Source organism: Thermoanaerobacter thermocopriae JCM 7501, from assembly GCF_001310975.1.
Classification (GTDB): Bacteria; Bacillota; Thermoanaerobacteria; order Thermoanaerobacterales; family Thermoanaerobacteraceae; genus Thermoanaerobacter; species Thermoanaerobacter thermocopriae.
This window is the reverse complement of the sequence record NZ_BAZY01000015.1, coordinates 40,972-48,027: the sequence shown is the minus strand read 5'-3', so window position 1 is coordinate 48,027 and position 7,056 is coordinate 40,972. Positions and strand designations below refer to the sequence as shown.

4 protein-coding genes, 1 tRNA gene, 1 pseudogene and 1 riboswitch are annotated in these 7,056 nt (G+C 33.0%); all 6 genes and pseudogenes read right to left on the bottom strand.

Going from position 1 to position 7,056, the window contains the following annotated elements:
* Window positions 1-17: 17 nt before the first annotated feature.
* Window positions 18-1,841 (bottom strand): translational GTPase TypA, encoded by a 1,824-nt coding sequence (gene typA / locus JCM7501_RS07265; protein WP_012994901.1) that lies wholly within the window; start codon window positions 1,839-1,841, stop codon window positions 18-20.
* Between the two features lie 117 nt (window positions 1,842-1,958).
* Window positions 1,959-2,878 (bottom strand): annotated as a pseudogene (locus JCM7501_RS07260) (C40 family peptidase).
* Window positions 2,879-2,883: 5 nt separating this feature from the next.
* Window positions 2,884-3,016: riboswitch (cyclic di-AMP (ydaO/yuaA leader) on the bottom strand.
* 159 nt (window positions 3,017-3,175) lie between these two features.
* Window positions 3,176-3,260: transfer RNA gene (locus JCM7501_RS07255), tRNA-Leu, on the bottom strand.
* Between the two features lie 747 nt (window positions 3,261-4,007).
* The gene (locus JCM7501_RS07245; RefSeq protein ID WP_054644832.1) at window positions 4,008-4,259 is read right to left on the bottom strand and encodes a hypothetical protein; all 252 of its coding nucleotides are present in this window, start codon (window positions 4,257-4,259) and stop codon (window positions 4,008-4,010) included.
* Window positions 4,260-4,350: 91 nt separating this feature from the next.
* Complete coding sequence (locus JCM7501_RS07240) at window positions 4,351-5,934, bottom strand: peptide ABC transporter substrate-binding protein (RefSeq protein ID WP_028991506.1); 1,584 nt, start codon at window positions 5,932-5,934, stop codon at window positions 4,351-4,353.
* Window positions 5,935-5,953: 19 nt separating this feature from the next.
* Window positions 5,954-6,988, bottom strand: coding sequence for a nicotinate phosphoribosyltransferase (locus tag JCM7501_RS07235; protein WP_012994897.1), 1,035 nt, complete (start codon window positions 6,986-6,988; stop codon window positions 5,954-5,956).
* Window positions 6,989-7,056 lie beyond the last annotated feature (68 nt).

Below are 7,056 nucleotides of genomic sequence, written 5' to 3'. Positions count from 1 at the left end.
GGATCCATAAAGCTCCTTTATTTGTTATATTTTGCACTTTTATACCTCTGTTGAGAATCCAAAATCTTTTTTCGTATTCTAATGCTTTGAGGAGTAACTTCAACTAATTCATCATTGTCTATAAATTCTAATGCTTCTTCTAACGACATCTTTTTTATAGGTGATAGCCTCAAAGCCTCATCTGCCGTCGCAGACCTTAAATTTGTCACATGTTTTTTCTTACATACATTTACATCAATATCTCCACTTCTTGCATTAATCCCCACAACCATCCCTTCATATACCTTTGTACCTGGCTCTATAAAAAGTGTTCCTCTCTCTTGCGCGTTGTAAAGCCCATACGTTGTCGCAACGCCTGTCTCAAAAGCTACAAGAGCGCCTCTTCCCCGAGAAGGAATGTCTCCTTTATAAGGTTCATAATCATAAAATACCGAAGTCATTATCCCATTTCCTTTGGTATCTGTTAAAAATTCAGAACGATACCCTATCAAGCCTCTTGTAGGTATTTTAAACTTAAGCCTTACAGTCCCCGGTTTCAATGTGTGCATATCCATCAACTCAGCTTTTCTCGGCCCTAATTTTTCCATTACAACTCCCATATATTCTTCTGGGATATCTATTGTCAAAAGCTCAATAGGTTCCATCTTTACTCCATTTTCCTCTTTAAAAATTACTGTAGGCTTAGAAACCTGCAATTCATACCCTTCCCGCCTCATAGTCTCAATTAAAATAGAAAGATGTAACTCTCCTCTTCCAGATACTTTAAAAGAATCAGGAGAATCAGTTTCTTCAACACGCAACGCTACGTTTGTCTCTAACTCCTTAAAAAGCCTTTCTCTTAAATGCCTTGAAGTAACGTATTTACCTTCGGTTCCTGCAAAAGGACTGGTATTTACACTAAAAGTCATAGTAACTGTAGGCTCTTCTATTCGAACAAAGTCTACCGCTTCAGGATTATCCCTATCTGCAATGGTTTCTCCAATCTCAATATCGCTTATGCCAGAAACTGCTACAATATCTCCTAAACTTGCTTCTTCTACTTGCACTCTTTTTAGTCCTTCAAACTGATATAAATTATTTATGTGAACTTTTTGTATCGACCCATCTCTTTTACATATGGCCGCTTCTTCTCCTGAAATTATCTTCCCTCTAACTATTTTTCCAATGGCAATTCTCCCAATGTAATCATCATAATCTAAAGTAGTCACTATAAGTTGCAGGGGGGCTTCAATGTTTCCTGAGGGAGCAGGAATATACTCTAAAATCGTATCAAAAAGAGGTCTCAAGTCATGAGATTCTTCATCTAAGCTTAATTTTGCTATACCTTCTTTTGCAGAAGTGTAAACCACAGGAAAATCGATTTGGTCATCATTTGCTCCTAATTCAATAAATAAATCTAAGACTTCGTCAATAACCTCCTCTGGCCTTGCATCAGGTCTATCAATTTTATTTATAACAACTATAGGTTTTAAATCTAGTTCCAAAGCTTTGCTTAACACAAAACGGGTCTGTGGCATAGGTCCTTCAAAAGAATCCACCAACAAAAGTACCCCATCTACCATTTTTAATACTCGTTCTACTTCACCGCTAAAATCCGCATGTCCTGGGGTATCCACTATATTTATTTTCACATCTTTATATCGTATAGCAGTATTTTTTGCAAGAATCGTTATTCCTCTCTCTCTTTCTAAATCGTTAAAGTCCAAAATCCTTTCCTCAACTTTTTCATTTGACCTAAAAATACCGCTTTGTTTAAGCATAGCATCAACCAAAGTAGTTTTTCCATGATCAACATGAGCAATAATGGCTATATTTCTTACATCTTCTCTTACAAATTTCATAAGGTATCTCCTTCCATAAAATAGGCTGTATCGCATGTACAGTATTATATAATATATTAAAGGATAAAAATAGTCAATATAAAAAAGAGCGCTCTCTAGAGCACTCTTTTATCATCGTCATTTTATAATTCTTCTTGCTGTAACATAATGTTCTTTATAATAACCTTCATTTAAAGAACTTATTATGACCTTTCCTCTACCTGAAGAGCTTTGTATAAACTCCCCATTGCCAATATATATTCCTGAATGGTTTATCACACTACTCCCCAATGTTTTAAAAAATACCAAATCGCCTGGTTGAAGGTCACCGTAACTCACATATTCTCCTACAGTAGATTGGTCCTTCGCCGTTCGTGGCAAATCAAAACCAAAATTTTTAAATACGTAATAAACAAAACCGGAACAATCAAATCCTTTTGGAGTTGAGCCACCATAGACATATGGAGTCCCCACAAAAGACTTAGCAAAATCTATTAATCTATCCACTAAACTCCTATCCACTTCACCTCTTGAGATATTTGAAGTGCTCCTTACCGCTAAGTACTGTCCGTAAATCCATCCTTCTCTTCCGTCAGAAAGCTTTATCTTGTACCACCCATTTTGCTTATCTAATACAGTCACTGTAGTGTTCTTGTTAAGCTGGGTTATGATACTCCCTGATAAGCTTCCTTTACTTCGCACATTTACATAATTACCTGTCACTATACCAACACTTAAATTTTCGGTATCTCCTCTTGAAACATTTGAAAAACTTCTTACAGATAAATATTCACCAAAAACCCATCCTTCTCTTCCATTCGAAAGCTTTATTTTATACCATCCGTTTTGCTTATCTAATACAGTCACTGTGTCATTCCAATTTAGCTGGGTAATAACACTTCCTGCTAAACTTCCTTGGGTCCGCACATTTACATAATTACCTGTAATTTTTCCAATTCCTAATCCTTCCGCAAACACTGGCTCAAAAAAGAATTGCCAATCAGCGTTGCACCAAACACAGAAATTCCAAAAATCATTTTTCCCAGTCGCCTATCCACCGCAAATCTCCTTCCTTTATTGCCTCCGGAGTTAGCTGTCGGGTGCGGGACAGAAGGCATCCCTACTGTAGCTTAAAACTACAGATTAACCCCCAAAAGCGGTTCCTCCGTACCTTTCGGATTCGGCAAGATTGCATACTTTGTCCTTTTGTTTTATCTTATCATATACTACAGTCAAAGTCAATGTTTACATTAAATCTTTCTTAAACTTTTTAATCTTTTTTTAATATATTTTATAAAAAAATTAATAATTTGTGTGACAAAAAAATAAAAGGCTCAACGCCTCTTTCTCTTTTATGGTGCGGAGGGTGGGACTTGAACCCACACGGGAAACCCCATACGCCCCTCAAACGTACGCGTCTGCCAGTTCCGCCACCACCGCACGCTTTATTTAATTTCGTCACATTATGAATTATATAATCTTTTTAAGTCAGTGTCAATACCTATTTTTAGTCCTGTGTTATTATTTTGTGATATTGTCATATTAAAAGTATTCTGCTAATTTATTTCTTAGTCTTTCTTATTAATTATGAAAATTAACGAATACCCTGATACAACAGCTAGTGCATTAATGATATGCTCTGATATATATACTAGATAGAAGAAATCTAACGAAACAGGGTAAAAATAGGATAAAACTATGATAACTAAAGGTAAAATAAAAGTTAATAAATATTTATAATTTATCACCCATTTACCTTTTTCTTAGCTTCACTCAAAAAAAAGGGAATGGTTAATAATATCCCTAAAACAAAATAAAAAATTAGATTGCTCCATATAAGTATTATTTGGTTATATGTAATTTCCGAAATACGGTTCATCTTTTGAAGTAATATGTTACTTACAATTAAATAAGTATATATTAACAGTATAAAAACAATCTTAAACTTTACATTTTCTTTTTTCATTAACAATCTTCCTTTCTTTCATAAATAAAAAATGAACGCCTCTATCTTATTGTAATATATTTCAATTCTTTTAAGTTTTTTTGAATATTTTAACTTCAATTTCACTTTTATTCAATATCCTTTTACATATCCATTATTCAACATCAATACCCATTCGCTACTGGTTCCTCGATGAAGTGTTACCCATGAAGTAGAACCATATCCATGCGAAATATCTGTTCTTACAGGTAGCCATCCGTAACTTGAAAGATTGTAGTAATAATAGTTAGATGTTGGATAAAATATTTTGTATATGATACTAATTGCTTAGGATATCCTTCGTATCTTCCATTTTGTGACACATACACTTCCCTACTTGATAACCACACAGTGGGATCTTCTACTATCCAACCTCCAGATACGGCAGTTAAGGTTATGTGTTCATATCCATTTATATCATATGTTTCCCAATAAATTGTAGAATAAGCTTTCACACTTAGACTAGTATCCCAAACACTTTTCTTAATTTTTTATATTATATTCTCCCTTCTATTCATTTACTAAAAATTCTACGATAACTTTACACTACTTTTTTATATACCATTTTTCTATATTATTGAAAACATTAAATCCAGTAGGGTCAATACCTTTTACCTTGTTATATGCCATAACTGCTCTTTCAATATAGAAAAGGCCAATCACAGGTTGTTCCTCTAAAAAAACTTGTTCCAAAGCTTGATAATCTGTTTTTAAAGAATTCTCTTCTAAATCATAAAAAATTCTACTATATATTTCATCAACTTTAGAATTACTATAACCTATAAAATTGTCTTTACCTTTTGTTATAAACATTTCAGACATATCTTGATTATAACTTAAATTCCACTCCATTAGTACTAAATCAAAATTACCCGAATACACAGTACTTAGTAAATTATCCCAATCTTTCGGTACAATATTTATTTCAATTCCTACATCTTTTAAATTATTCTTTATAATTTGAGCAACCTTAATTAAATAAGGATTATTTGCATTTACTATCAAATCAAATTTGAGCTGATAAGTTCCATTACTCCTTATTCCCTTAACTAAATTCCAACCACTTTCCTCTAATATTTTATTTGCTTCTTTTATATCATAATTATGAGATACTATTTTATTGCTATAAAGCCATGAATCAGGACGGACTGGAATACATGTTTTTAGGCCATGACCAAAATATACATCTCTTAAAATTTTGTCAGTATCTATTCCATAACACATAGCTTTTCTAACATTTGAATCTTTTAAAGCTGGATTTCGATAGTTAGGTGCTATAAGTACATAATCTTGAATAACATATTTATAAATATTTACATTTGAAATTTCTTTGTATTTATCCCAGTCTATGTCACTTAAAAAAGTAAAATCTGCCTCCTTGCTTTGAAAAGATGTTATCATCGCATTTTCATTAGGTACAATTTTAAAAACTATACTATCTATATAAGGTTTGTCGTCTCTATAATAAGGATTTCTTTCAAAAATAACTTCTCTGCCAACTCTGTAAGAATATATTTTATATGGTCCTGTACCGATAGGTACAATGTCTTTATTTAAAATATCTTTTTCATCTTTGAATTGATGTTCGGCTAAAATAGGAAAAGTAAATAAAGCTATTGGATTTGCAACAGGTTTATTTAAAACAACTTCAAATTCGTAATCACCATTTGTTTTATAAGAGGAGAGATAGTTAATGAGAATATCCCTATAAGGACTTTTCACTTCCTTATTTTTAAAAGAATCAAAAGTAAATTTTACATCATGAGCCGTAAAATTTACTCCATCCTGCCATTTAACATTCTTTTTTAAATAAAATTTTATATTAAGTCCATTTATTTGCCACTCTTCTACTAATTGAGGAATAGGTTTTAAAGTTTTATCTATAGTAACTAATCCTTCCAATGACAAATTTAACATTTGCCTTACTCGTTCATCGCTGTTTAAAAAAGGATTTAACGTCTCAAAAGAAGTAATATTTACTCTTAAAGTGCCACCCTCTACTGGCTTTTCTTCTTCAATATTAATTTTATCTTCAGAGGCTTGCGGCAAATTTACTATATTTTGTGAAAATGTTTTGCATCCCGTAAAAATAAACAGCAAAATGAAAGATAATATAATAAATTTTCTCATTAACTATCATCTCCGAAAACTATTTTATCTTTTTCAACTTTTTATTTTCTATAATACCTGGAATTCTTCCTCTTTTAGCAATAGGTACTCCTTCCACTTCTTTTATATCCATTGTCATATCAATAGGTTGAGCATCAGATATGTAACTTCCTACACCAAAAGCATCCGCCCCACTTTCAGAAAGTTCTGCAACTTTCTCAGGATTTAAACCTCCGGAAACTATAATTTTTACGTTTGTAAATCCCTTTTGATTCAACCTTTGCCTCAACTCATATACCAATCCAGGTGTAACTCCCCCTCTTTCTGATGGAGTATCAAGTCTTACTCCATATAATCTATCCCCTAAAAATTCAGCAACTCTTAAAGCCTCCTCCACTTCGTCTTTAAAAGTATCAACTAAAATGGTTATTCTCTCATCAGGTGGAGTTATATCTCTGTATGCTCTTGCTACCTCAAGTGTATCCCCCGTAATCAAAAAGGCAGCATGAGGTACCGTCCCTTTAGGATCTTTCCCCATTAATCTTGCACCTAAAATACAGCTGGCATCATCTGCTCCTCCAACGAGTGCCGCTCTTTCCATAACAGGTGCTACAGCTGGATGAACATGCCTTGCCCCAAAACATAATATTGGTTTGCCATTGGCAACTTCTTTAAGCTCTCTTGCTGCTGTTGCCCAACCAGAAGAACTTGCAAGAATTCCTAATATTGCCGTTTCATAAATTCCAAATTCACTATAAGGTCCTTTTATTCTCATTACCGTATCTTTAGCTTCAAAAGTATCTCCTTCTTTCAAAGACCATACTTCCACATTTTTGTCTTTAAGTAAACTCATTACTTCTGGTAATCCTGCAAAAACTCCTTTTTTTCTTGGAAATATCTCTGCAGTAACTATTTTATCCTGTACACCAAGATATGATAAAATATCTTGGGTTCTTAAAAAATACACATCTGTAGTCCAAGCATTTTTTATTTCTTCATGAGTGGCTGAGAAAAACTCCCTATCTCTTTCGATTTTTACTTCCTTTAAGTCTTTTAAATGTTTCAACGGTTTCATTTGTGTCCTCCCTTTTTATTTTCTTTTTAACGATACTATTATACCAATTTTTCAACTTTTTTTTGTAT

What these genes read in the sequence shown, in the direction of transcription:
- typA (WP_012994901.1), bottom strand. Translation starts at nt 1,841, where the DNA reads ATGAAATTTGTAAGAGAAGATGTAAGAAATATAGCCATTATTGCTCAT.
- JCM7501_RS07240 (WP_028991506.1), bottom strand. Translation starts at nt 5,934, where the DNA reads ATGAGAAAATTTATTATATTATCTTTCATTTTGCTGTTTATTTTTACG.
- JCM7501_RS07235 (WP_012994897.1), bottom strand. Translation starts at nt 6,988, where the DNA reads ATGAAACCGTTGAAACATTTAAAAGACTTAAAGGAAGTAAAAATCGAA.